The organism is Bremerella sp. JC817, from assembly GCF_040718835.1.
Lineage (GTDB): Bacteria > Planctomycetota > Planctomycetia > Pirellulales > Pirellulaceae > Bremerella.
The window spans coordinates 172,331-195,683 of the sequence record NZ_JBFEFG010000274.1 but is presented as its reverse complement, the minus strand read 5'-3'; the positions used below and the strand labels follow the sequence as shown (position 1 = coordinate 195,683).

Below are 23,353 nucleotides of genomic sequence, written 5' to 3'. Positions count from 1 at the left end.
TTTAGCCGCTTAATTCCCTTTTGGAAAGGATTCCATCTCGGGTGCATCGGTTTCTGTCTACATCCTATCGATGTCTGAAATGGGCGACGTTGGTCGTCGTCGTTCTGGCATGCGCTGTCGGGATGTATCTCTACCAGAACCTGAATCAAGAGATTCGCAGCTACGTCGAGAAGAAGTTCGCCTCGCATTACGACAACCTTTTGGTGTCGGTCCGCTCGGCCCGGTTCATCGAAGGCAAAGGAATCGAGATTCGCGGGCTGACGTTGTCGCAGCGTTCGAGTGCCTATCAAACGCAAGAGTTGGTTTCGCTCGACGAGATCATGGTGTACTGCACGACCGATCCACGTACGCTGGCTACCGGCGATTTCAAAGTGGAACGAATCGTCGTCAAGCGACCACGACTGACCGCCACGATTGAAGCGGATGGACAAACGAACTTGCGGCATCTGTTCCCCTTGCCGAAATGGGGTGACGACAATCCCGCGATTGAAGTGATCGATGCGTCGCTGCTGCTGGCCGATCGGCGCGGTGGCAACGTCCGACGATTGTTGGAAGATGCCGACTTCCAGGTGAAGACCGAAAACGGACCTGGCATGGGGGCTCATGCCGGTCAGGTTCGGATGCAGAAACGAATCAAAGCAACCCTCACTTGCCAGAACTGGGAATCGGCAACGTTGACGGGCCTGATCGACGAAGAAGCCAAGACGTTCGCCGCGCAAGGCAGCATCGTCGATCTGCAAATCGACGATCACCTGTGGGAGCAGTTTCCGCTCGACTGGAAGCAGAAAATCCAAGACATTACTCACCTGAATGCGAACGCCGACGCTTCGTTTCAGGTCTCTGGCAACGCCAGCGGGCTGACCAACTACCTGGCGGTGCTCGACGTGCGAGATGGAACGTGGAGCGATCCACGCATTCCTGGTTCGGTCGAACGGATTCAAGCTCGTGTGACGGCTTCGCCTCCTGGGATTCGTGTCGACAAACTGGTCGCTTACTACGAGAACGGCTCGGTTAGTGCTTCGCTCACGCGAAATGGCTGGGCGGCGAACAGCCCGATCCATGCCTCGGCGACGCTGAAGAACTTCAACCTGCACCAAGGTCTGGCAGGTTTGCTGCCGGCCGCAATGAAGAAGAGTTGGGAACGCTATAGCCCCTCGGGCACGCTCGACGCTTCAGTGAAGCTTGATTACGACGGAGCGAAGTGGACGCCCGAGATCCACGCGAATTGCCGTGGTACCAACTTCGTCTTCGAAGGTTTTCCTTATCCGGTGTCGCAGGCCCGCGGAAAGATCGACTTCCGAGATCGCCTGCTCGATATCGACCTGACGGCGTTTGCCGGCAAGTCGCGTATCACCATCGTCGGCAGCGTGCTCGACCCTGGTCCGAACAGTAGTGGTCCGATTCGGGTTCGATCGCTCGACCCGGTCTATTGGGATCCGACTTTCGAGAACGCATTGAAGGTCGCTCAGGAAGATGTATGCCGAGTCGCCCAGTCGTTCAATCTGCAAGGGGGAGCCCTGGTCGACTTCACGCTGGTCACACATAGTGCCCCTGATGTGAAGCCTGACAAAACACTTCGCATGGAGATCATCGACGCGTCGGTGCGGTTCGACAAGTTTGCCTATCCGATCTCGAAAATCAACGGCCATCTCGAGTGGAAAGATGGGATCGTCACGATCGAACAGTTGCAAGGCTACAACGACAGTGGGCACATCACCTGCCGGGGAACCTGGCAGGAAGTCCCAGGCGACAAGCGTGGTAATTTGAACCTGACGTTCGCCTGCAAAGATGTTCCGCTCGATGACGAACTGAAGTCCGCCCTGCCGATCTCGGCCCAGGAAGGTTGGGATCAACTTCGACCACGCGGTTCGATCGACCATATGGATGTTCAGTTGCACTGGCCCAATGTCGAAGGGGCTTGCGACTTGTGGGTGAATGCTCAGAAGTGGGAACGAACTCGCAACCTTTCGGGGCGAGCAATTTCAGTCGAGCCGGTCGGTTTTCCGTACGTGCTGGATGAAGTGGTCGGCGGCGTCGAGTTCCGTAACGGGCAGATCTCGCTGCATCAGGTAACGGCCCGGCATGGCGATGTCCGGGTATCGACCAATGGCTCGTGCTATTTTCCGGAAGATCGCCGCTGGCAGATTCGCTTCGAGGGAATGCGAATTGAAAACGTCGTGATCGATCGTGACTTGCTGTTAGCCGTGCCCGAGAAACTGGAACAATCGCTGCAGCGTTTGCAGATTGGTCCCCTGCTCCACGCCGATGGAACGGTGGTGCTTTCCAATCCGAACCCAGGTCGGCCGATTCAAATCAATTGGGATATGACTGCCCGGATGGCTGGCGGGCATCTGCGACGTGGAGCGTTGATCGACAACGTCTACGGTGCGATTCGCTTCGAGGGACAATCGGACGAATCAGGTGCCCGCTCGTTTGGTGAATACCAGCTCGACAGCGTTACTTATCGCGGCATACCGGTCTCAAATGTTCGTGGTCCCTTTTGGATTGATGAAACGCAGTTTCTGATGGGACGACATGTTCCACCGAGCGAAGGTCAAACGCCGCGTCATGTCACGGCCAACTCGTTTGGTGGTGTCGTTTCGCTCGACAGCAGGATGCAGCTTGCTGGTGCTCAGCCGTTTCAGTTGGATGCCACGCTGGCCAATGGCACGGTCGGGCAGATGCTGATCGACCTGGGGCAACAAAACCGAGCACAGACTTCAGGTCGATTGTTCGGCAACATCAGTCTGACTGGGACGATGGAAGGTCCGCATACGTACGACGGCAAAGGCTCGATGCAGCTTCGCGATGCGAACCTCTATCAACTGCCGATTGCAGTGGCGATGCTGAAGGTGCTCAGTGCCCGGTTCCCCAACACCAACGCGTTCAACTCGGCCGACGTCAACTATCGTGTCGCTGGCAACTATATCTATCTGGACGACATGAAGCTGTCGGGCGACGCCCTCTCGCTAAAGGGTAACGGCGAGGCCAATCTCGATGGGTTGATCAGCATGCGGTTCTATACCGAGTTTGGCAATCAAACGTTCAACGTGCCGGTGGTCCGGCAGATGTTAGGGGAAGCTAGCCGAAGCTTGATGGTGATTCATGTCGGGGGATCGATCGATAACCCGACCACCGAGCAAGAGATCTTCCCAATGGTGAATCAGACTCTGGAACAACTTTTTCCCGCGAGAGCCGTACGACTTCCTATCGGTGCACCGCCAACGTCCGATACGCCGGCCGGTGTGCGACGCGGAAGTTCGATACCTCGCTAGCATTGCGCAATGTGATTCCCCTTAAGATAGGGGGCGAACATGACGATGATAGCGAATAGAACTAGTTTTTTCCCACGGAAAGCAACTCGACTTACCTGCACGCGTCCGTAGCCGTTTGACTTGATGGTGAACCTGTCCCAAGGTTCATAGTGAATCAGTATCCCTACAGTGGGATGTCTGCGACCCGATTCAAGCAGCCCAAACAGGGCACGACGAGGAGCAAGGTCATGAGCGTAGGACCGATGGGGGCTTCTTTCGCCAGTTCGATTGCCGGAACCGATTTGGCTCAGCGCAATTCGTCGGACGTCCCTGCCGCACAGCAGGCCACCAGCAACCATTCACGAAAAGTCGACTCGACCGAGAAGGCGGAAAAAGCCGCCGGTGTCGGTGATCCGGACGAGAGCGAAAAAGTTTCCGACCGCGATGCCGATGGCCGCCGAGCCTGGGAACGCGTCGGCCATCCCGAAGACGAATCGGAAGAAGAGCCAGAGCTTCACGACGAAGCCACCTACGACGCCTCGCAACAAAAAGACCTGATCGACGACAAAGGTCACGAGATCGACCTGAGCGGCTAAGCTTCGCTGGGAGACTCTACTTCAATCAAGTTCCCGTTGTTGTCCTCCATCTTTCTTGCCTGGGCGAGTGCTGAAGCAACCAGGCCGGCAGGAACAGAGATCACACCCAGTCCGATCACCAATATCCCGAATGTGAAGATCTTTCCGCCGACAGTGATCGGGTAAACGTCTCCATAGCCAACGGTCGTTAGAGTCGCGACAGCCCACCATAGGCAGTGAAACACCGAGCCAAAGGTCTCGGGCTGAGCATCGCTCTCAAAGTGATAGATGCCAACCGCGGCGAGGTAAAGCAAGATCAAGGCCGCACCGAGGAACAAGACGATTTCCTCGCGAGCGATCAAGATCGCACGATGAAAACGCTGGGCGGCAGCGCTGTAACGGGCCAGTTTTAAAATACGAAAAAGCCGTAGTAATCGCAGTGATTTCGCGGCTCGAAGATCGATACCGAAGCCGAGAAAGAACGGAAAGATCGCCAGCAGGTCGATGATCCCGAAAAAGCTGAAGACGTAATCTCTCTTTGGCGATGCCATGTAAACGCGAAAGAGATATTCGCCGCTGAATAGGAAGACCGAAATCAGCTCTAAGCGTTCCAGCCAGAGACGCGTCGTATTGGAAATTCCCGGCAAGGTCTCAAGCGAGAAAGCAAGGAGTGAGACCACAATCATCACTAGAATGAACAGGTCAAAGATTCGCAGGAACTTTTGGCGTTTCGTTCCCGCGGCAGGAGCATCGGCGTGCATAGCGTTCGGTTAAGTGCTGGGCCTGGTATGTGGTGAGGGGGCCGTTATACCACAAAAGTATGCCCTGCGGAGACTCTACTTTTTCTTCTTCAGCTCAAACGTGAATTCGTTCGGGCCTTCTTCTTGAACGGTGACTTCGATTCCGCCGTCGATCTTTCCGTAGCGGTCCGGAACGATGTCGATCGAGCCTGACTCGATATCGTCGTCGTAGATCGTGACGCGGTGCTTGCCTGCGACGACTCCTTGCTTCTGGCCGTTGGTCCACAAATCGAGGACCTGGCCTGCTTCGACGCGTCCGTTGGAACTCGGGCCAGGCTCTTCCGGGCTGAAGGCGATCAGTGCCTTCGAGAGTGGCTGGCCGTCGAGGGTTACCGTAGCGGTCACTGGGACGGTGGGTGGTAGCGCCGGGCCAGGATCGCCGCAACCTGCCAGGGCGATCCATGGTGTCGCGGACAGAGCGTACCAGGTTGAAGAGAGCTGTTTCCAAAGCATGACAGTGGCTCTACGCGTGGGGTCGTTGAGTCAGGGGAGTTGGTTCTGGGGCGGAACGTGGCGGATTAGATCTCGCCTGGGGTCTCTCCACCGGCCCGGGTTCCATAGGCCTGAAACACTGCACGATTGACGGTTTCAGGAATGAACCGCACCGAACCGTCCCCCAGCGTGACGTTCGCCCCGCCGGGGTGCAAACTGCGGGAATGGATGATCATGTTGTCGGTCCCCTGTCCGTTGCATGGGGTGCGTGGCAAGTTGCGACAACTGCTCAGGCGATCACCCACGATCGTGTTCGGCGGTTCCCGTGTGCTGAAGTTGCCACTGGCGCGGCGACCAAAGTAGTACGAACCTCGCAGGTCTTGATTCACCGAGTTACGCGGAGCGACATCGGGGACCACCAAGATTTCGCCCAGCATCACGGTGTTGCTGGTGCCATCGACCACGGCGGCGAAATCGGTCTTCGATTTGGCATAGAACATCCCGTTGGCGTTTTGCATGTAAGGATCGGAGCTAGGGGTGAAATAGCCCGAGCCGCTGCAGGCGACATAGTTGCCACCAAACCCGAAATTGCCCGACCAGACAGCTGGCTCGATATTGGTAATCTTCGGCGTGTTGGCATCGCTGGGGCATGTCAGGCCATCGATCACGGTAAAACGACCCGGCGCGGTGGCAGCCCGGCGGCCTTGATCGAAGTGGGGCTTCATTTGGTCGTACAGGTTCGCCTGTTCGATGAACGGCAAAATCGACTGCATCCAAGTTGGCGGCGTGTTTTCGAAGTTCAACGGATCGGTTCCGTCGAAGTTGACCAGGCCGATCACCCCTGGGGGGAAGTTGCCGTACGTATCGTGGTAGTTATGCATCGCCAGGCCCAACTGCTTCTGATTGTTGGTGCACTGCATGCGTCGAGCCGCCTCGCGAGCTTGCTGGACTGCTGGTAGCAGCAGTGCAATCAGCACTCCAATGATGGCAATTACGACGAGAAGTTCGACCAGGGTAAATCCTGACCGGGCTTGTGCTCGATAACTATTCATGGCGGGGCGATCCGAATCGAAGGGACGAGGCGAAGCTGTCTAGAGAAAAGCAGTGAGAAATTGCACTTGTTAAGATCGTGTGGCCGCGGAATAAATGCAATAGAAATATGCTTAATTGAGAAAATTTCTATATTGCTCGGTCGTCGATTTAAACTGAGGGCTTTTGGTGGAGCGGGCAGGTAAGTTGCTCCAAGACTGGCCGACCGGTCTTAACTCGCGAGGCCCCTGCAGAGTAGGATTAAACCTCTGTACCTTAGACTCCCTTGAATCGCCCCTTGGTAACCCGATGTCGCAGATGCGTTTTACAAAGATGCACGGAGCCGGAAACGACTACGTGTATGTGAACCTGTTCGAGCAGTCCTTGCCGGCAACGCCGGAACGTCTGGCACCCCTGGTTTCCGATCGTCACTTCGGAATTGGTGGCGACGGTCTGATCTTGATCACGCCATCGGAAGTGGCCGATGCCCGGATGCGGATGTTCAACGCCGACGGTTCCGAAGCTGAGATGTGCGGCAACGGTCTGCGCTGCGTGGCGAAGTACGTGTATGACCATGGAATCGCCAAGAAGGACAAGCTCGACCTCGAAACAGGGGCCGGTGTTCTTTCGGTCGCTTTGGAGACCGATGGCAACATCGCCAAGCGGGTCACCGTGAACATGGGCGAACCGATCCTCGACGCGGCCAAAATTCCGACCACCTTCGGAACGACCCCAGTGGTGAACGAAAAGTTGACCATCGGCGACCGCGAGTTCCAGGTGACTTGTGTTTCGATGGGCAATCCTCACTGCGTGATCTTTGTCGACAAAGCAGACGACGATCTCGTGCTGAAGATCGGTCCGCAGATCGAGAAGGCGACGCAGTTCCCTGCTCGCGTGAATGTCGAGTTCATTGAAATCATCAGCCGTACCGAAGTTCGCCAGCGTACCTGGGAACGTGGCAGCGGCGAGACACTTGCTTGTGGTACCGGCGCCAGCGCTGTGTGCGTGGCAGGTGTCCTGACTGGTAAGTTGGATCGGAAGATTCTGAATCACCTCTTAGGAGGCGATCTGGAATTGCACTGGAACGAAGCCGACAACCACGTTTATATGACGGGGCCGGCTGAAGAAGTTTTCAGCGGCGTCTGGAACATTCCCCAAGACTTGCCGAAGATAGCGGACCTGGCATAGGGTTCGTCGAGATTATCGTTGAGGCACGGAAGCCATGCGAAAAACTCATCATCCTTGGATTGCCCGCACCGGTGGTTTAGGCCTGGTTGCGTCGCTGAAAGCTTTGACGTGGACGCTTGATCTGCGGGCGATGTACTTTCGGGCAGAAAACGATCCTGCGAATCCTTTCTGCCCTCGACGTGGCATCTACGTCTTCTGGCACGAGTACATCACCATCCCGTTCTGCCTGCGTGGCAACTGCAATCTTTCGATGCTGCTCAGCCGGCATCGCGATGCGGAATGGTTGGCTCACGCGGCGTCGATGATGGGCTTTGGGACCGTGCGGGGATCTTCTAGTTGGGGTAGCATCGCCGCCCTGAAAGAGCTGATCAAGGTTTCGCGACGGTCGCATTTGACCATCACGCCAGACGGGCCCCAAGGTCCACGGCGCGAGATGGCGCCCGGAGCGATCTACCTGGCGTCGAAGCTGCAGATGCCGATCATTCCGATGGGCTTTGGAATGGATCGCCCGGTCCGATTGGGGACTTGGGATAAGTTCGCCCTGCCCCGTCCCTTCAGTCGGGCACGGATGGTGATGGGAGAAGCGATCAACGTGCCCAAGAAGCTGTCGCGCGAAGATGTCGAGTGGCATCGCATGGAAGTTCAACGAGTGCTGAATCAATTGACCGACTCGGCCGAGAAATGGGCCGAATCGCATTTGCCAGGCGAGAACGAAGTGGCGTTCTTTTCGACCGCGACACCGCTGAGCAAACAGGCCGAGGCGTCGTCGAAGCGGCGATTCTGGTTGAATGCCGCCTCGCGTGATTTCCGCCGATCACCGGCTAAGCAGCCGCCGGCCGAGGCTCGCGACGATGCACCAGCCCCGACGATTCTTCCGTTTCGGAATGCCTCGTAAAGCGAATCGCTTAGCGACGAACCTGTGGCGAGCCCCACACGCTCCAGCAGCCGTGGTTGTTGTCTTCGCCGCTTTCGGTGATCAGTTCCAGCGACTGCACGCCAGTCACATCGAGCGAAACTTGAGCCGTTTCGCCGCCCCGGAGTTTGCCAGAGCGATAGAGCTCTTTGCCGTCGCCAACGACGATAAAGACCGCCGAAGCCGTTTCGCGAACGCCATCCTGCATACCGGCCGTCGCCTCGAACGACTTCCATTTCCCCTCCAGGTTGAAGGCGTACTTGGACGGAGCATGGGCATAAAAGCCCTTGGCATGAAACTGGCCGCCAGGCTGCAGGAAGAAGCTTCCTTCCGCACCACGTCGCGGCATGGCATAGACGTTGTAGCTGGGACGGCCGTAACCAGTCTTCGCTTCGGTCGGCTCGACATCCGACAGGTAAGCCGAATCGCCACTCACGCTCGCTAGTGCCACTTGAGGTCGTGTTGGATCGACCGTCTGCGAATAGCTGAGAATTGGTTCGATTGCGGTCTGTGGATTGTTCGTCAGATATTGCTGAGCGAACTTGCGAGCTTCGTCAGCTTCGCCCGAAAGAAACGATTTCTCGAGGCTGGCGATCGCCATGCCATCCTTCAGCGCTTGCACGTCAGGTTCGCCATTCTGATTGGCTTGAAAAACATAACTGACGTCGCTGGTTGCACCGTTGGCATGGCAGAAACTCAGTCGCAGGACATTCTTGCCAGGCTTATGGACATCGAGCGTGACTTCAAACTTGCCACTCGGGTCGACCTCGGCGGTCCACTGGTACGCGTCGTAATTGTTGCCGCCATCGGCGTCGCTGTAGGCGATCACAGCAAAAGGTTCGACATTGGACTCCACCTTGCCAGAGATCGTAACCGCCTTGCCATCGCCGCTGAACTGAACATCTGAAACACGGACGTGGGCTCGATCGAATCGCTGCTTGTTTGACTGGGTAACCAGGGGGTGGCACATCATGCGGGTCGCGCTGGCCAGTGTCATGAAGCTACCCTTCTTGCCGACCAGCTCGGCTCGGTAGGTATAGTTGCCGGAACCCATCAATGCGGTTCCCTTCCCTCGCTCGGAAGGAAGTTCGCGATTGTGTGGCAGGCTCAGACCGTGACCCAGTTCGTGGGCCATGCCGCCGATGAAGACCGTGTTGAAGTCGGCCAGGCTGCGGCGTTGGTCGCGGTTGTGTTCGTTGTAGCGAAATGGTTCGTTGGTCTTGGTCAGGTTTAGCGTATCCAACATTTCGCAGTCGGCAGCGAAGCAGGTTCCACGCACCTGATTGGCCCCACCCAGTCCGTAGTACGGCGAATAGATCTTGAAGCTGCCGTCTTCCTGCTTGTCGCACAAGGCACACAAGATCAAAAGGAACTCGCGATCTGGATCGACGTTGCCTCGCAGCTTCTGGCCGATCTCGCGCAGGATCGTGCGGCCAGAGTCGTACCCGTAGCCATCGTGGTTCTCGTCCCCTTGGACCATGTTGATCTTCAACCGCTGACCATCCATTTCCAAAGGCAGCACGGCGTCGGTCAGCCCGATCCGAGCGAACTCGGTATCGTAGAAGTCTTTAATATCGAAGACGATGCGATTGATGCGTTCTTCGTAACTCGGCAGTGGCTGACGATCAGCGGGATAGAAGTAGATCACCCGCAGTTTCAACTCTTCGTTCGGAGCCCCTTCGTGGAATGCACGGACTCGCGCCTGCAATGCTTTGGCCAGCGTGGTTTCATCGGCTGAGGCCAAGCCAGCGAACGAAACGAAAAGCAACAGCGACAGAAGAATCCGTAGCATCGGCGGGAAGTCCTGGGAGGGAGGAAGGAAAGTCGGTGGGTTGCGCACATTTATATGCTAGTATGCGAACCCGCCGATGTCGTTCCCTCTGGGGTGCTGTACCTTCCGAATTGCGGAAAACTGTTCTATCATCGAGCACGTTTCGCTTGCGGTTAAAAGTTGATTTTTAGGGGATTTTATCGTCGACATGGATGCTGGAGCCGAGCCTTGGGAAGAGTCATCGCAGCAGCCACCGGTGTTGTCGGTGTCGCAGTTGACCGCCTTGATTCAGGGAACCTTAGAGATGGCGATTCCTGCCGTCTGGGTTTCTGGCGAGGTTTCGAATTTGTCGCAGCCTCGCTCTGGTCACATTTACCTGACCTTGAAGGATGACGAAGCCCAGATCCGGGCCGTCTTGTGGCGCAACACGGCCGCCAAACTTCCATTCCAATTGGAAGATGGACAGGAAGTTCTCTGCCATGGTCAGCTCGACGTTTATCCGCCGCGCGGCAGTTATCAGTTGGTGATCCGCGAGATCGAACCTCGTGGTGTCGGTGCCCTGCAGTTGAAGCTTCGCCAACTGCAGCAGAAGCTGATGGCGGAAGGTTTGTTCGAGACCGAACGGAAGCGACCGATTCCGCGCTTTCCGAAACGCATTGCGTTTGTCACCAGTCCGACGGGTGCTGCGGTGCGCGACTTTCTGGAAGTGATGGGCCGGCGCTGGAAGAACGTCGAAGTGCTGATCATCCCGGCCCGTGTTCAAGGGGATGGTGCCGCGGAGGAAATTGCCGCCGGCATCGAACAAGCCAATCGTCTGGCCGCACGCCCCGATGTGCTGGTGGTCGGTCGTGGTGGCGGCAGCATGGAAGATCTGTGGTGCTTCAACGAAGAAGTGGTGGTCCGGGCGATCGCCAATTCGCAGATCCCCACCATTTCAGCCGTCGGTCACGAGATCGATGTTACCCTGTCCGACTTCGCAGCCGACGTTCGAGCCCTCACGCCAAGCGAAGCCGCCGAACTGGCCCTCCCCTCAATGATTGAAATCGAGGAACGTTTGACCGGACTTCAGCAGCGGCTTTCGACCGGGCTGCGTTCGACTTATGATCGTGCGGCCGCGAAGGTGGAACTGCTAACGCGTAGTCGTGCGTTCACGCATCCGTTCGAGATGATTCACGACCATCAGCGAACACTCGACGAGTTAGACGCCGCTGCGACTCGGGCCATGCAGCGAAGACTGCGATCAGCACACGAAATGTTGGCCCGCCGGGCCGCCCAGCTCGAGGCGATGTCGCCGCTGGCGGTGTTATCACGTGGATACTCGGTCACCCTCAACGATCAGCAAGAGGTCGTTCGGTCCGCCGACCAGGTTCAGCCTGGGGAGGAAATCGAGACGATTCTGCCGGACGGCCGGATCAAAAGCCGCGTGATCTCGTAGTTATTCATGGCGGCAAACCCTCAACTTATACCACCCATCTGGCTGTCGCCAGCAACCTGTAAGGAATGTCATTTTGGCAAAGAAGACGAACGAAGATCAGCCAGCTCCGAAGTTCGAGGAAGGCCTGGCCGAGCTGCAACAAATTGTCCAACAGCTAGAAGGTGGACAATTGGGGCTGGATGCGGCACTCGAAAAATACCAGCGTGGGATCGAGGTTCTCAAGCAGTGCCATACCGTTTTGAAATCGACGGAACGCAAAATCGAGCTGCTTTCTGGGGTGGATGCGGAAGGAAACCCCATTACTCAGCCCTTTGAGGACGAGGAAATGTCGCTCGACGAGAAAGCTCAATCGCGAGCCAAACGCCGAGGGACCACAAAGAAGCCCGCGACGAAATCGGGGTCGGATATCGTGGACGACGAACGCAAGTTGTTCTAAAATCGGACGTTGCAGCGGAATGCGGCTCGGAGGCCGCCATGTGACATGCCGCTACTGCCAGATACCCCCGATCACCCAGGATTGAGCATGGCCGAAGTGTCGACTGACACCTTTCGGGAAGTTGCCGAACGTTTACGTCCCGAAATCGACGCTGCACTGACCCGTCTTACCGAGTTTGACCACGATTGCCCCGAGGTTCTGCGCGAGGCGATTAGATACAGCTTGCTCGCGCCTGGCAAACGCCTGCGACCGGTCCTCGCGTTGCTTGCCGCGGAAGCATGCGGTTCAAACGCCAGTGCGGCGATCGTCCCGGCATGTGCCGTCGAAATGATTCACGCTTACTCGCTGATTCACGACGACTTGCCGGCAATGGACGACGACGACCTGCGTCGCGGCCGACCGACATGCCACCGTCAGTTCGACGAAGCGACGGCGATCTTGGCGGGCGATGCCCTGCTGACCCGAGCCTTCGAGATCCTGGCGGTCGAAATCGCCGATGCCGAACAATCTCGTCGCTGTCTTCGCGAACTAACTTATGCGGCGGGTGCCAGCCAATTGGTTGGTGGCCAGGTCGACGACCTTCGGTTCGAGACGCTCGAGGGAACCGCTGACGATCTGGCAGCCATCCACCGCCGGAAGACCGGCGCGATGATTACCGTTTCGTTACGACTGGGCGGCATCATGGCCCACGCCGACGAAGCGAAACTGAATCTGTTGACGCAGTACGGCGATTGCCTCGGACTGGCGTTTCAGATCACGGACGACCTGCTCGATGTTCAAGGCGACGAGAAGTCGATGGGCAAGCGGGTTGGTAAAGATGCAGACAAAGGCAAAATGACGTTTCCCGGGGTTTGGGGGATTGAAGAAAGCCGTCGTAAGGCGGAACAATTAATCCAGCAGGCAGGTAATGCCGCGGCCAAGCTTCCTAGTGGAGGCGACTCCCTTATTTCCTTGGCCCAATACGTGCTGGAAAGGAATCACTGATCGCCATGGCGGAACTACTCCCCAAAATCAAATCGCCGGAAGACCTGAACGATTTCTCCACGGCCCAACTGGAACAGTTGGCCACCGAAATCCGCGAGGTCTTATGCAATTTGGTGGCGACGCGTACGGCTCACTTCGCCTCGAATCTGGGCGTCGTCGAGCTTTGTATTGCCTTGCACCGCACGTTCGACTTCAAGCAGGATCGACTGATCTGGGACACCGGCCATCAGATCTATCCGCACAAGTTAATCACCGGTCGTTACGACCAGTTCAACACGATGCGCACCAAGGGTGGCCTGATGGGCTACCCCAACCCGAACGAGAGCGAATACGACCTCTTCATGACGGGGCACGCCGGAGCGAGCGTCTCGACCGTGATGGGGCTTTCCAGCGGCGACTACCTGAGCGGTGAAAACGATCGTCACTCGGTCGCGGTGATCGGCGATGGTGCGTTCCCAAGCGGGATGGTGTTCGAGGCCTTGAACAATGCCAAGGCGCAGAAGGGAAACCTGATCATCATCTTGAACGACAACAAGATGTCGATCTGCCCACGCGTTGGTGGCGTGGCCGATTACTTCGATCGCCTGCGGATGAATCCGTTCTATACCGGGTTTAAGACCGAAGTCGTTAAAGCGCTGAACATGGTTCCGCTGTTTGGCGACCCGACCGAACGCTTCCTGGCTCAGCTCAAGGAAGGCGTGAAGGCTGGTCTGCATGGCGGCATGCTGTTCGAAGAGCTGGGTGTGAACTACATCGGCCCGATCGACGGTCACAACATTCCGCTGCTGCGGAAATACCTGGAAATGGTCAAGACGCAGAAGGGGCCAACCCTGTTGCACGTGGTGACCGAAAAGGGGCATGGCTACGATCCTGCCGCCGAAGATCCGGTTTACTATCACACGCCACCGGCGATGTGCAAGACCGACGAAGACGAAGAAAACGCACCGAAGCCAGGCGAATCGAAGGCTTATACCAACTACGCCCGCGATGCGATCGCGGACGTGATGCGTAAGAACGAGAAGGTTACCGTCCTGACCGCGGCCATGTGCCAGGGAACCAAGATGGAACCGCTGCGTGACGAATTCGGGGACCGGTTCTTCGATACCGGCATCTGCGAGTCGCACACGGTCGCTTTCGCCGCCGGCCAGGCCAAAGCGGGGCTGCGGCCAATCGTCAACATTTACAGCACCTTCCTGCAGCGAAGTTTCGACAACATCTTCCAGGAAGTCGCGCTGCAAGATCTGCCGGTCGTGTTCACGATGGACCGCGCGGGGATCACCGCGGCCGATGGGCCGACGCATCATGGGATGTACGACATCGGCTACATGCGGATGTTCCCGAACATGGTCGTGATGGCTCCGGGCGACGCCGACGAACTGACCGCGATGGTCAACTTCGCCGTCGAGCACGATCACCCGACTGCGATCCGTTACCCCAAGACCAACGCTGAAAACATCGCTCGCGATCGTCAGCCGGTTGAACTGGGCAAAGCGGAGGTCCTCAAACGAGGTTCCGACGGCGCCGTGATTTGCTACGGTCCACAATTGGCCGAAGCGAAGAAGGCGGTTGAACTGCTCGCCAAAGATGGAATCGACGTCACGCTGGTGAACGCTCGGTTTGTGAAGCCGCTCGATACCGAGACGATGCTTCCGATCGTCAGCGAAACGCCATTCGTCGTCACTGTCGAAGAAGGTGCCTTGATGACGGGCTTCGGCAGTGCCTTGTTGGAAGCTGCCAACGAAGCCGGCGTGAACGCCAGTCACGTGAAACGACTTGGAATTCCGGACGTCTTCGTGCAACATGGAGATCGGGCCGAGATCCTGGCGGAACTTCAGCTCGATGCCCTGGGTATTGCCTCGGTCTGCCGCCAATTGGCAGCCGCCCACGATCAGATTTCTTCCTCGCACTAAAATCCCCGTTCACGGCCCGATGCCCTCGACCGCTTAGGAAGAGGGTTGGCATGAGGGGGATACTGGCTTGCGCGTTCGCCGCGGCGATTCGACGTTTAGCCGAACCATACCAACAACCTACCTCATCCTCGCGAAGATCCACCGTGGAACCAGCTTCTCCGAAGAAACCGAGTTGGACCGGGAAAGAAAAGCCGCGCGTCATGCTGCTCGGAGCTGGCAATCGCGCGCATGTCGAGGAAGAAGCGGAACGCCTGGAACACTTGCTTCCCCAGTTCGCCGAAATTGTCCATACCGACTTGCAATGGAAGACCGATCTCTCGCACGTCGAAGCGGACTTCGCGATTGTTCTCGGTGGCGATGGCTCGATTCTCGGAGCCGCCCGCAGCATGGGGAATCAACAGATTCCGATCGTTGGCGTGAATATGGGTAAGCTCGGCTTTCTGGCGGCGTTTACCCCGGAGCAGGTTGTCGATCAGTTGGCCACCATTTGCCGGGGCGAGTGTCAGATCATCGAGCATATGATGCTGCGATGCCGGGTTCTGAAAGATGAAGAGGTGATCGCTGAACGAATCGGTTTGAACGAAATGGCGATTCTTGGCGGTCCACCCTTCCAAATCCGCTCGATTGATCTTTACGTCGACGATCAGTTAGCGACATCATATAGCTGCGATGGCTTGATCATCAGCACTCCGGTCGGTTCGACGGCCCATAATCTGTCGGCGGGCGGTCCCATTGTGCGGGCCGATCTGCGGGCATTCGTCATTAGTCCGATCAATCCACACACGCTCACCATGCGAAGTGTGGTCGATACCGGTGACCGCTGTTTCGAGATGCACTTGCGAGGTGCGACCCGAACCATGTCGGTGGTTGTCGACGGAAGAGTGCTCAGCCCGATTACAGCCGAACATCGCGTTTGCGTCGACCAGGCGAAGCCTCGCTTCAAACTGGTTGCGATGCACGACCATAATTACTACCGCACGCTTCGCGAGAAGCTTGGTTGGGGCGGCCAAATCGACCACGGCCGCTAACATAGGCTTCGCAACCCGGACGCGAAGCGAAGACCCCCTCGATAGATGACCCAAACTGCAAGGATGCAACCGATGAAAACACTCGCGACTCTCGCGCTGCTGTTGGCCACTTCTACGGTCGCCATGGCCGACGATGCCAAGGTTCTGCTCAAGTACAAGTTCGACGAAGGCGATTTGATTCGCTCGAAGATCGTTCACTTGTCGACGGTCGAAACGAAGATCAAGGGTTCGACGCAAACCGCTCAGTCACGCAGCATCTCGACCAAGCAGTGGAAGGTCGAAGGAGTCGATAAGGAAGGTCTGGCCACGTTCGTTCACTCGGTCGAATCGATCGACATGTGGCAGAAGGTGACCGATCGTCCGGAACAACGCTACAACAGCCAAACCGACCAGGAACCACCCGCGATTTACGCGGCAGCCGCCCAGAGCGTGGGGATTCCATTGGCCCGTATCACGGTCGATCCGCAGGGCCGACTGGTTCAGCGTAAGCAACTTGGCGGAACCCCCAGCGGTGAAACGCAGATTTTGCCAATCCTGCCAGAAGAACCAATCGCCGTGGGAAGTGCCTGGTACTCGCCAGACGACCTGACCGTTCGGGCCGGCAATGGCAAGCAGAAGCATATCAAGACACGCCAGGTCTTCCGCCTGGAAAGCGTCACCGGCAATGTTGCCACGATCTCGACCGAAACTCAGATTCTGACTCCGATCGACGATCCGATGCTGAAGGTCGAATTGATTCAGAAGTTGACCCGTGGCAAGGTGAAGTTCGACATCGCTGCTGGTCGTCTGATTTCGCAGCAGTTGGATCTCGACGAAACGATCATCGGTTTCCAGGGCGAAACGAGCGTGATGAACTACCTCGGTCGCATGACCGAAGAACTGTTGCCAGGACCTCCGGCCAAGGTGGCTGCGATGCCAGCCGCTCCGACGCCCGTCGCCGAGCCTGCCAAGGTTGCCGAGCCACAGGAACCGGCCAAGATCGCCAGCAAGCCAACCGCTCCTCGCAGGTTGGATGGGGTTCCAACCCTGGCCGATCCTGCGACCAAGCCGGTCGAGAAGGACGAAGAAGCAACCGAAGGTCCTGATTTGGACTAAGCTGGTTCGATCCGTTGAAAACAATCAGCCGCCGTGGCCCAAGCTTTGGCGGCTTTTCTATGCGCCAGTCGTTGCCGGTCGCCGGCAAAGAATCGCTCGATTGCCTTCGACGGTCGGCGTGAAGATGATGGTCCCCTGCCCTTGGCCGCGAGGCTTGAGTTGCTTTCGCCAGGTCTCGAGCTTCAATTCGAGGCCGCGTTGTTTCAGCTCGAGCGTACCCCAGTCCTCAGTCGCGACCGCCTTCTTCAGCCGCTTGTTGTCGATCTTTTCCTGTGTGATTACCTCGAACCGTTGCAGCAGCGGATGATCGAAGGGCTGTCCGCCGGTTAGGTAGTGCGACTGCGCCGAGACCCGCGCCAGATCGTGCCGGGCTGCCAAGGCATCGACCAGTCCCGAAGCGACCAGGGCCGGATCGGGATCGAATAGATAAGTGTCGACGGCCTCGGACTGCTTGAGTTCAACCAGCGAATCTTCAAAACAGGTGGCCTGACCGTTGCCATCGATGCGAGTCGCGCGCCGCGTGCCGGGGCGATCGGTGAGGTTGCCCAGCCAGACCATCAACTGTTTACATTCGCGATGATTTGAAATCCATTCACATTGCCCCGCCTCTTCCCAGTCGGCAGGAATTGCATTGGCCGGAGCGAGCTTCAAAGCCGCGTTCGGGTTCTGCTGCAGCATCGCTTCGAGATGCTCGAGGCTGGGACGAAACTGATCGAGGCGAATGGTGCGCGTCTGCTCAGGTCGTCGGTCTGGGTCGATATGCCACGCGGCGAAATCAGCAAGCGAAGTCTCTTCCGCGAGGCCGCAGTAGCGATCGGCAAGCTTTGCGCCATAGGCACGAACGTTCGCTTCGGCAAAACAAAGATGATCGTCCGAGGCATCCACCGCGACCACCTCGCACCGCTGAGCGATCGCAACCAAGTCTCCGCCGATGCCACAGCAGAGGTCGGCCACCTTCTGCCCGGCAGGAAAGCGAGTCGCCTTGTAGGTGGCGATTTGCTCGTCGGTCGATTGCTGCAGCCCGATGTCGGTGAAGAACATCTGCCGTGCCTGAGAGAACTTGCGCGTCGCTCGCTCGCGCAGGTCTAGCTGTTGCAGGAGCTGACTGGCCTGATCGTTTGAAAGCTCGTTCCGCAGTTTTGTCAGGGTACCCAGCGACTGACGATCGACAGTTGAAAGCCAGTCAAACCAAGGCCGGGCTTCGGACGAGACCAGCCAGGACGATGTGGCGGAAGATGCCGGCTGTTCGGGTGATTCCATTTCTTCGATCTGCGGAAAACTTGGCGGCGGCTCGGGTCTTGCGATGTGCTGGCATCCCATTCACGACACACACGGCGGTGGTTCGATGTAAGGAATGGACAATCGCACGGAAGGAGGTCCAAGGTGTTTCGTCGCACAATCATGTTCTGGACTGCAGCCGCCGCCAGCTTTGGCGTGCCGTATAGCTATTACAATCCCTCCGTGCGCGAAACGGTGCAGACCTATTGGAACAAGGCGACTCAGGTCTTGCCAACCGGTGAGGCCGCTCCGGCTGCTTCGATTGGTGGAGAAAACCAACCTTCCGGGCAGAATCTGGTAAGTGTGCCGAATTCTTTCGCCACTGGTTCGTCATCGATCGGTGGCAAGTCAATGGGGCCCGCTCCGACCGCGCCGGTCTTCGAGCAACTTGACCATGTGATCAACTTCAACGCTAATCCACGCTGGGTCATGGAAACCTGGCCGCGCGTCAGTACCACGGTCGGGGATTTGCATCTGGAAGGGATGCGTGTGCCGCTGGTCAGTGGTTCGCGGATCGACGACATCGCTGGCTCGCTGACCTATTACTTCGATCAAGAGAAGACGCTGCAGCGAATCACCTTCCATGGCACCACCGGGGACGAACGTCGTCTGGTTGCCATGCTGACGGAGCACTACAAGTTCGAACTCGAACCTTCGATCTCCGGTACGTTGTACATGGTCAAATGGAATGGCGACCCGGTCAGTGTGCTGCGTGTCGAACCGACCGCGGTCATCAACCAGGCCATGCCTCATTCACGATTGAAGATCGATCTCGAAATCAATCGTCCTTCCCGCTACTACACGCTGAGTCCTGAGATGACTCAGTTGGTGACCCGCGACAAGAACGCAGGTCGCTGGGGTTTCAAGTAAGCGGTATCTGGCTGGCTGACTGGGAATAGAATCGACGTCCCAGCCTTCTTTAAGAAGCGGCTCGAGAGTGCCATATCCGCGACTTCGTGATGAACGACGGACCCGAGGGTATGACACGCAATCTTGCCGCGTGTGAGCGATTCACAACGAAGTGAATTGGCTCACGGTGCGAACTGGACAGCATACGGCCCAGTATGACTAAAAAGCGGTCGAGCGTTTCACGCGACCTGCTGATTTGATTACGTTGCTAATTAAATTATCGACCGATTCGCAGCTCTGCTTCAGCCAGTTCGATCGCTTCCTTCGCTTTCAGCGAACGATCCGCGATTTGGACGACCGATTCATCCGCCAACCACTTGTTGACCTTCTTCTCGGCCGAGATCACGGTGCTGTGGCTGCGACGCTGGAAGTGTTGGCAGATGTCTGACAGCGCGGCACCGGTGTGCTTGCGAGCCAGCCACATCGCCAGCATGCGAGGATTGCTCGCACGACGTGATTTCGATTGCGAACGGAGCAACTTAGTATCGACGCCGAAGACGCGACAGACGGCCGCTTCGACATCGTCCAATCGCATCATGCTGCTTTGTTGTGGAATGAGATCCGACAACAAGTTTTCGAGCACGGCGATCGAAAGTTCGTTTCCTTGCACGGCACAATAGGCCCACAAGCGGTTGATCGCACCCGAGATTAAACGACCTTCGCCGGGGAGCTGACGGGTGAGCCAAAGAGCAACTGGTTCGCTCAAGGCAACGCCACGCTTTTCAGCCAGACGAGTAATCATGGTTTGTTTGCAAAGGTCGTCGAGTGGATCGACCTTGCAGATCAGACCACTCGAGAAACGTGCGACCAGTTCGGTACCGAGGGCCGAAAGTTCGGTTGGGCGTTGGTTCCCTGCCAGAATAACCTGACCACCGCGACGCGTGATCGCATCGAGCGTGTGGAGCAGTTCCGTCTTCGTCGCACGTTTGCCGGCAAAGAACTGCACGTCGTCGATAATCAGCACACCGACGTCGCGATACTTGCGGCGGAAACTGGCCACGCCCGAGGACTGTAAGGCTTCCAGGAAGTAAGTCGTGAATTGTTCAGCCGACAGATAAACGACGCGTCCCAGCTCTTTCTTCTGCTGAGCAAGTCCGTAGATCCCTTCCAGCAGGTGCGTCTTGCCGCTACCCGAGGGGCCATGAATATAGAGAGGCGAGATCTGGCCGGGTTGCTGCAGCACCATGGTGGCAGCCGTCTTGGCCATCGAGTTGCAATCGCTGACAACAAAGTCTTTCAGCGAAGCAAAGCGGCGACGTTGAATGATCGACTGACCACTGTCGCTGAAAGTGCGAGATGGTTTCGCTGCTGGGGCCTGGGCACGCATCTTCTTCTCCGGAGTCGGAGTGGAAGTACTCTGTGCCTTCTTGGCGGGGGCAGAACCTTCGCGGTAAATGACCTGATGGCCAGTGAGTTGAACGTCGGAAAGAGCCTGGCGAACTGCTTCGTGAAAGTTCTTACGGAGGAAATCGAGATTCACTCGACTGGTCGATTCGATCAACAAACAGCCTTCGCCCAAGCGAAAGTGCGTGTTGTTCGTTCCGAACCAAAGATCGAAGCGATCTTGTCCTACCCTTTCGATCATTGCGAGACGCAACGCAGGTAGAATTTCGATGTCTTCCGTGACCACAGGCTGACTCTTTCAGCGAGTTGAAGATGCGAGATTCCTTCTGGAATGTCGATCCTCAACCCCAGACGGGAGCGAGGCAAAAACAGGCGGCATCAACAGCCGCGTGGAGGACGATTGTATGCAAGCTAGCACCCCTGTCAAACCTGTGAGAAGCAGCCTGGAAGAAAAAAAGCCAAGGGGGAAAATCGCCCTCGCGGAATGCCCCTGATTTCCCGGAAATTTGCCGCTAGCTGCGGCTTTCCATTTTCTAACACGATCTGAACACAGGCGTGGATAATTTGTCGAATCCTGTGAATTCTCGCTCAAGTCATTGGCCATCGATGGTTGTATCGTGTTGAAATCATTCGAGTTGCGAACTTGGACCCGTCGAATTTGACGTTTGACACGTTTGGTCATACTTCGTGAAGATTGGCGAAAGAGAACGTAAACCGATCCCCTCGAATGGTTCACGCGACCGCCATGCTGCCACGGCGTAGCGACAACAGATAGAGCTGCTTGGAATCGACCTGATGAAACCCGAAGCGGCGGTAGAGAGAGAGTGCGGGTAGGTTCCGCTGATCGGCTCCGGTGACGATGCTTTGGCAATCCAATTGGCGAGCGATTTCAATAACTAATCGTAATACCTCACCCCCCAGCTTACGGCCGCGAACCGCCGAGACCAGGCCAAAGTAGATCAATTCCAGTTGATTGGCATCTTGGTGGTGAGCCAAGATCAACACGCCAGCCGGAACCCCCCGATGGTGAAGCTGGAACCAATACTCGGTCGACCGACCGCTGGTTGCGAAGTAACCGTCCAGTACATCTTCGATTTCCCGCAGGCTGTCCAGTTCAGGGCAATCGAGGCTATCGACGTAGGTTTGCTCGACCCGATCGACAAACGACGGATCTCGATGGTCCTCGCATACCGTCCACTCGAGTTCTGGCGAAGGAGGTTCCGCGTAGAACTCGTCGCTGTAGGCCTGAAGCGTGTCGAGGATCGTGATCGGGCGGAAGCCGCCTCGCGACAATAGTTCACCGGCACCTGGATTGTCGGCCCCGACCAGGCTTTGAATCAAATGGCAACCTTGCTCGGTGGCCTTCTCGATCGCTTCTCGCAGCAGCGTATCGACGGTGCATGCCGATTCGCTGGGAAGACGCCCAGGGCCCCAAATCGTGGCGATTCTTCCAGGCTGGTTCAAACACCACAAAGAAGCAACGATCCGTTTCCCACGTTTGGCAGTATAAAGACCGTTGAAATGGATTTTGCCTTGCTTCTCCGCCGCCAGCAGCGCGGTGACACGACCACGGCTGGCGAGCCTGGTCCGACCACCGGTTGCCATCCATAGGGCCGCGCCGTAATGCTCGGGCAAGGCGAGGCCAACTTCGAGATGGTTGGTTTGTTCAGCATCCATATCTCTAGCGTAGCAACGAGCCTGGAACTTGTCTTCAGGGAATTTTCAGCACCCATGTCCGCGATTTACTTTCCTTCTTGCAGTGGATGCGGGACAATGAGAGCGGCAAGGTAATTTCGCCGAAGAACAGCATGCCTGGGTTGAATCAGGCGAGGGAGGAAATCATGCGACTGCTGCATTCCATAAGAATGTCGATTGCTTTAGCGGCAATTTTAATCGTGACGCCCCAATGGGTAATGGCTCAAGGGGCCCTCGATCGACTCAATAACTTGATCGATCGCGTTCAATCGAACACGTTGCCACCACCGCTTCCTCCGGATCAGCCCACGCCAGCCACGGCCACTGTCGAGAAGCCGTTCATCGGCGCGATGCTCGACACGGCGGTGTCCAGTTCGTTCCCCAATGGGAAAGATGGAATTGTCGTGACCGAGGTCAACGCCGGAGGTCCTGCCGACAAAGCCGGTCTGAAGCAAGGTGACCAGATCATGACCATCGACGGCGCGGTTTACAGCGACCTGCAGAGTCTTGGCACCTGGATGCAAACGAAGAACCCAGGCGACAAGGTTCGCATGCAGGTTGGTCGTGATGGGAAGACCGTTGGGCTGGACCTGGTGCTCGGCGGCCAAGAGGTAGAAGTGAGCGATCCACCGGCGCGTCCTGCGCGCCCCGGCGGTTACGATCCACTCGGTGTCGAAGGCGCCATGCCTCCGCCGGTCGACACGTTACCTCCACCTGCCAACGAAGCACCGCGCGTACTTGGTGTTCGTGTCGTTCCATTGACGGAACAAATCCGTCAGCAGACGGGCGTCTCGGTGCGACGGGGAGCTTATGTCGAAAGCGTCAGCCGCGATGGCGTGGCCGATCGAGCCAATATCCCTGCCGGCGCGGTGATTGTCGCTTACGATGGACGTCGCGTGGACGATGCGGTGGAGTTGATTCAGTTGGTTCGCAATTCCCCAGACAACCGAGCGATTCCGGTGAGCTACTACTTCGGCAATCGCATGGAAACGACTCAGGTCTACTACGGCGATCCTCGCCAGCTGCCGCAGTCGCCGGGACCTCAGGCCGACAACGACCGCCCTGCCCTCCGAATGTTGCAGCAGGCGATTGGAAGTGTTGAAGGGGGTAACTTCGCCTCGCAGGAACAAGTTGATTCGCTCAGTCGACGCGTGCGAGAATTGGAGCAAGAGATCCGAGCCCTGCGAGAAGAAATGCAGACTCTCAAGGCGGGACGCGATCTATAAACCGATCGACCTCGTGTTAGTTGCTAATTTCCGCAAGAGACGAAGCCCGAC

The 23,353-nt window shown here is 57.2% G+C and carries 19 protein-coding genes; 12 read left to right on the top strand and 7 right to left on the bottom strand.

Features of this window, described 5'->3' with window-relative positions; translation table 11 throughout:
- Window positions 1-89: 89 nt before the first annotated feature.
- Both AB1L30_RS14935 and AB1L30_RS14930 read left to right on the top strand, forming a co-directional pair.
- Window positions 90-3,275: an AsmA-like C-terminal region-containing protein gene (locus AB1L30_RS14935; RefSeq protein WP_367014232.1), complete on the top strand. Its 3,186-nt coding sequence runs from the start codon at window positions 90-92 to the stop codon at window positions 3,273-3,275.
- Between the two features lie 227 nt (window positions 3,276-3,502).
- Window positions 3,503-3,850, top strand: coding sequence for a hypothetical protein (locus AB1L30_RS14930; RefSeq protein ID WP_345086040.1), 348 nt, complete (start codon window positions 3,503-3,505; stop codon window positions 3,848-3,850).
- Here AB1L30_RS14930 and AB1L30_RS14925 read toward each other — a convergent pair.
- From AB1L30_RS14925 to AB1L30_RS14915, 3 genes are all read right to left on the bottom strand, one after another.
- Window positions 3,847-4,590, bottom strand: coding sequence for an ion transporter (locus AB1L30_RS14925; RefSeq protein ID WP_367014231.1), 744 nt, complete (start codon window positions 4,588-4,590; stop codon window positions 3,847-3,849). The two genes, AB1L30_RS14930 and AB1L30_RS14925, sit on opposite strands and share 4 nt — an antisense overlap.
- Window positions 4,591-4,665: 75 nt before the next feature.
- On the bottom strand, window positions 4,666-5,082 hold the full coding sequence (locus AB1L30_RS14920) for a hypothetical protein (RefSeq protein WP_367014230.1): 417 nt from the start codon (window positions 5,080-5,082) through the stop codon (window positions 4,666-4,668).
- A gap of 65 nt (window positions 5,083-5,147) precedes the next feature.
- Window positions 5,148-6,113: a DUF1559 domain-containing protein gene (locus tag AB1L30_RS14915; protein WP_367014229.1), complete on the bottom strand. Its 966-nt coding sequence runs from the start codon at window positions 6,111-6,113 to the stop codon at window positions 5,148-5,150.
- A gap of 295 nt (window positions 6,114-6,408) precedes the next feature.
- Here AB1L30_RS14915 and dapF point away from each other — a divergent pair, with 295 nt between their 5' ends.
- Both dapF and AB1L30_RS14905 read left to right on the top strand, forming a co-directional pair.
- The gene (gene dapF / locus AB1L30_RS14910; protein WP_367014228.1) at window positions 6,409-7,278 is read left to right on the top strand and encodes a diaminopimelate epimerase; all 870 of its coding nucleotides are present in this window, start codon (window positions 6,409-6,411) and stop codon (window positions 7,276-7,278) included.
- Window positions 7,279-7,312: 34 nt separating this feature from the next.
- The gene (locus AB1L30_RS14905) at window positions 7,313-8,173 is read left to right on the top strand and encodes a lysophospholipid acyltransferase family protein (RefSeq protein ID WP_367014227.1); all 861 of its coding nucleotides are present in this window, start codon (window positions 7,313-7,315) and stop codon (window positions 8,171-8,173) included.
- 10 nt (window positions 8,174-8,183) lie between these two features.
- On the opposite strand, the gene AB1L30_RS14900 is transcribed toward AB1L30_RS14905, so the two are convergent.
- On the bottom strand, window positions 8,184-9,983 hold the full coding sequence (locus AB1L30_RS14900; protein WP_367014226.1) for an NPCBM/NEW2 domain-containing protein: 1,800 nt from the start codon (window positions 9,981-9,983) through the stop codon (window positions 8,184-8,186).
- A gap of 187 nt (window positions 9,984-10,170) precedes the next feature.
- Between AB1L30_RS14900 and xseA the strand changes: the two genes are divergently transcribed.
- The 6 genes from xseA (at window position 10,171) to AB1L30_RS14870 (ending at window position 16,850) form a co-directional block, all read left to right on the top strand.
- A complete protein-coding gene (gene xseA / locus AB1L30_RS14895; RefSeq protein WP_367014225.1) occupies window positions 10,171-11,397 on the top strand; it encodes an exodeoxyribonuclease VII large subunit in 1,227 nt (408 codons plus the stop codon).
- A gap of 73 nt (window positions 11,398-11,470) precedes the next feature.
- Window positions 11,471-11,833, top strand: coding sequence for an exodeoxyribonuclease VII small subunit (gene xseB / locus AB1L30_RS14890; RefSeq protein WP_367014224.1), 363 nt, complete (start codon window positions 11,471-11,473; stop codon window positions 11,831-11,833).
- A gap of 87 nt (window positions 11,834-11,920) precedes the next feature.
- On the top strand, window positions 11,921-12,817 hold the full coding sequence (locus tag AB1L30_RS14885; protein ID WP_367014223.1) for a polyprenyl synthetase family protein: 897 nt from the start codon (window positions 11,921-11,923) through the stop codon (window positions 12,815-12,817).
- Between the two features lie 5 nt (window positions 12,818-12,822).
- Window positions 12,823-14,727 carry a 1-deoxy-D-xylulose-5-phosphate synthase gene (dxs, locus tag AB1L30_RS14880; RefSeq protein ID WP_367014222.1) on the top strand — a complete coding sequence of 635 codons (1,905 nt, stop codon included), beginning with the start codon at window positions 12,823-12,825 and terminating at the stop codon, window positions 14,725-14,727.
- Window positions 14,728-14,870: 143 nt separating this feature from the next.
- Window positions 14,871-15,755 (top strand): NAD(+)/NADH kinase, encoded by an 885-nt coding sequence (locus AB1L30_RS14875; RefSeq protein WP_367014221.1) that lies wholly within the window; start codon window positions 14,871-14,873, stop codon window positions 15,753-15,755.
- Window positions 15,756-15,827: 72 nt separating this feature from the next.
- Window positions 15,828-16,850: a hypothetical protein gene (locus tag AB1L30_RS14870; RefSeq protein WP_367014220.1), complete on the top strand. Its 1,023-nt coding sequence runs from the start codon at window positions 15,828-15,830 to the stop codon at window positions 16,848-16,850.
- Window positions 16,851-16,907: 57 nt separating this feature from the next.
- On the opposite strand, the gene AB1L30_RS14865 is transcribed toward AB1L30_RS14870, so the two are convergent.
- A complete protein-coding gene (locus AB1L30_RS14865; protein WP_367014219.1) occupies window positions 16,908-18,110 on the bottom strand; it encodes a class I SAM-dependent methyltransferase in 1,203 nt (400 codons plus the stop codon).
- Between the two features lie 123 nt (window positions 18,111-18,233).
- On the opposite strand from AB1L30_RS14865, the gene AB1L30_RS14860 reads away from it, so the two are divergent.
- Window positions 18,234-18,998, top strand: a complete 765-nt coding sequence (locus tag AB1L30_RS14860; RefSeq protein WP_367014218.1) for a DUF6690 family protein — start codon at window positions 18,234-18,236, stop codon at window positions 18,996-18,998.
- Between the two features lie 256 nt (window positions 18,999-19,254).
- Here the strand turns inward: AB1L30_RS14860 and AB1L30_RS14855 are convergent, their stop codons facing one another.
- Both AB1L30_RS14855 and AB1L30_RS14850 read right to left on the bottom strand, forming a co-directional pair.
- Window positions 19,255-20,667, bottom strand: coding sequence for a DnaA/Hda family protein (locus AB1L30_RS14855; protein ID WP_367014217.1), 1,413 nt, complete (start codon window positions 20,665-20,667; stop codon window positions 19,255-19,257).
- 446 nt (window positions 20,668-21,113) lie between these two features.
- Complete coding sequence (locus AB1L30_RS14850) at window positions 21,114-22,058, bottom strand: GNAT family N-acetyltransferase (protein ID WP_367014216.1); 945 nt, start codon at window positions 22,056-22,058, stop codon at window positions 21,114-21,116.
- A 164-nt stretch (window positions 22,059-22,222) separates the two neighbouring features.
- Between AB1L30_RS14850 and AB1L30_RS14845 the strand changes: the two genes are divergently transcribed.
- Entirely contained in the window at window positions 22,223-23,302 is a 1,080-nt protein-coding gene (locus tag AB1L30_RS14845) for a PDZ domain-containing protein (RefSeq protein ID WP_367014215.1), read from the top strand.
- Window positions 23,303-23,353 lie beyond the last annotated feature (51 nt).